The following is a 2,453-nucleotide window of genomic DNA, read 5'->3' as shown; positions in this document are numbered from 1 at the left end:
CCTTGGCGCGGGCGGTGCGGACGTGGTCCTCGGAGAGCTGCTCGATCATCTGGGAGCGCGTCATCCGGCTGTAGTTGGCGATGAAAATGATCGACAGCACCAGCCAGGGAATGATCATTCCGGTGAACCACTTGACCGGATCCTCGGTGATGGGGTGGTACGCCGGGTTGTCGAACCAGTGCAGTCCGCTGACGAACACCGCGAGCGCGACGACGCCCACGAAGTAGATCTGGAGCGAGTTGCCGATCAGCGACAGCGAGCTGAAGAACTTGTCGATCCAGGTGCCCCGGAAGGCGGCGGCGATCATTCCGATGCCGACGCCCACGAGGAGGAAGACGACGGCCCCGCCCAGGGCGATCGAGAGGGTGGTCGGGAAGCGGTCCACGATGGTGTCCCAGACCGGCTGCTGGTTGGAGAACGAGTAGCCGAGGCAGGGCGCCGGGCAGTGGCCCACCGAGAAGTCGCGGCCGGTGAAGATGCCGGTCATGTAGTGCCAGTACTGGACGGGGACCGGCTCGTCCAGGCCCAGGTTCTTGTTGATGACCGCCAGCGCGTCGGGCGTGCAGTTCTTGCCGCACGACATCAGGGCGGGCTCGGAGGGCAGCGCGAAGAACAGGAAGAAGGTGATCGCGCTGATCAGCAGGACGATGACGATCGCGCCGAGGAACCGGCGGAGGAGGAATCTCAGCATGGCTGCGGGCTCTTCACGGGTCGGTGTCCGGCTCGGAGGGGGCGGCGGTCGTAGGGGCGGGGGGGTGCCCCCGCCCGTACGGCCGGTGTCACTTCACGAACACCCCGGTCGGGTCGATGGTCCCGTACACCGGGTGGTACTTGATCCCGCCGAGCCCCGAACCCCACAGCGAGAACTGCCGGTTGTAGAAGGTGGGCACGCCCGGGACGTCCTCGGTGAGGATCCGGTCGGCCAGCTTCTGCCACTCGGCGCCCGCCTGCTTCACGTCGGTGATCCGGGTGACGCGGTCGATCTCCGCGTTGACCTTGGGGTCGTCGAGGTGGCCGTAGTTCTGCGAGCCGTCGGCGATCTGCCGGCCGTCGTACAGCGGCGGCACGACCGTCGAGGAGACCGGCCAGTCGGCGCCCCAGGAGGTGCGGTAGATGTCGAACTTGTTGCCCACCTCGGAGATGGACGTCCGCCAGGTGTTGGAGTCGATCTCCTTCTTCTGCACCTTGAAACCCGCGCGTTCCAGGGCCTGGGTGACGACGACGGAGACCTTCTGCTGTACGTCCGTGTTGGCGTACGCGTAGACGATCTCCTGCCCCTCCTTCCCCGCCTCCTTCAGCAGGGCCCGGGCCTTCTCCGGATCGCCCGCGGGTTTGTCCTTCTTCCCGTAGGGGTCGGTCGGCCGGTAGCCGTCCATGGCGGGGGAGAGGTAGTTGCCGGCCACGACACCGGCCGTCGCGCCGCCGTTCTGCTGGAGGATCTGCCCGTTGGGCATGGCGTAGGCGAGGGCCTTGCGGACCTTGACGTCCTTGAGGCGGGTGGTGTTGAAGGAGATGTAGTCGACGTAGGGCTGGATCTCCAGCAGCCGGCGCGCCTTGGTGTCCTGCTGGCCGAGGACCTTCTCGGTCATCTCGGGGGCCACGGCGTTGCTGAACGAGAACGCGTTCTTGTCCCCGCCCTGGTCGGTGAGGAGCCGCCGGGTGGAGTCGGCGAACTGGTGGCCGAAGCTGATCTCGAACCGGTCGGCGTACTGGTGCCGGATCGGGTCGGTCTTCGGGTCCCAGTGCTCGTTGCGCACCAGGGTCAGCGACTTGCCTACCTTGTAGCTGCCGACCTTGTAAGGGCCTGAGGAGAAGGGCGCGTTGTCGTACTTGCGCTGCCCGTCCTTCTCCGCCTTCACCGCGCCGATGTTGGGCATGGCCGTCGCGTACGGGGTGTCCGCGTGCGGGGCGCGGAAGTGGAAGACGATCGTCTTGTCGTCGGGGGTGTCCAGGACGGACGCCGGCAGGTGCCTGCCCTGGTACGGGCCGTCGGGCAGCGCCTTGCGGAACGCGTTCCCGTCCCCGCTGAGCCACTGCGGGATGTACAGCGGCCCGTCGGTCTCGAACGGGGCGTAGAGCCGCTCGATGCCCCACCGGACGTCCTTGGACGTGATCGGGGACCCGTCCTCGAACTTCAGCCCGTCCTTGAGGGTGAACTTCCAGGTCTTGCCGCCGTCCGACGAGGTTCCGGAGTCCGTCGCGAGGTCGCCGACGACCTTCACCCGCCCCTTGTCGTCGATCTTGTACGAGGTGAGGGAGCGGTTGTAGAGCATCTGGTTGGCCAGGACGTCGGCGAAGTAGATCTGGCCCGGATCGAGGTGGTTGAAGGCGTCGCGCTGGAGGACGGTGAGGGTGCCGCCCTTCTTGGCGCCGGGGACCTCGGGGGCCGGGCCGGCCGCGTCGACGGCGCCACCGATGGAGTAGTTGGAGGAGACGGTCTTGTCCTCGCCGGG

At 67.2% G+C, this 2,453-nt stretch carries 2 protein-coding genes; both read right to left on the bottom strand.

What is annotated here, in order from left to right:
• Window positions 1-691 (bottom strand): ABC transporter permease subunit (locus JNW98_RS33565; protein WP_223772076.1); only part of this gene is annotated, 691 nt, incomplete at its 3' end.
• An 88-nt stretch (window positions 692-779) separates the two neighbouring features.
• On the bottom strand, window positions 780-2,453 hold a 1,674-nt coding region (locus JNW98_RS33560; RefSeq protein WP_223772075.1), incomplete at its 5' end, for an ABC transporter substrate-binding protein.

This window comes from Streptomyces huiliensis (assembly GCF_020037025.1).
In the GTDB taxonomy this organism is placed as follows: domain Bacteria; phylum Actinomycetota; class Actinomycetes; order Streptomycetales; family Streptomycetaceae; genus Streptomyces; species Streptomyces huiliensis.
The sequence above is the reverse complement of the archived record's forward strand: the minus strand, read 5'-3'. Positions and strand labels throughout refer to the sequence as shown.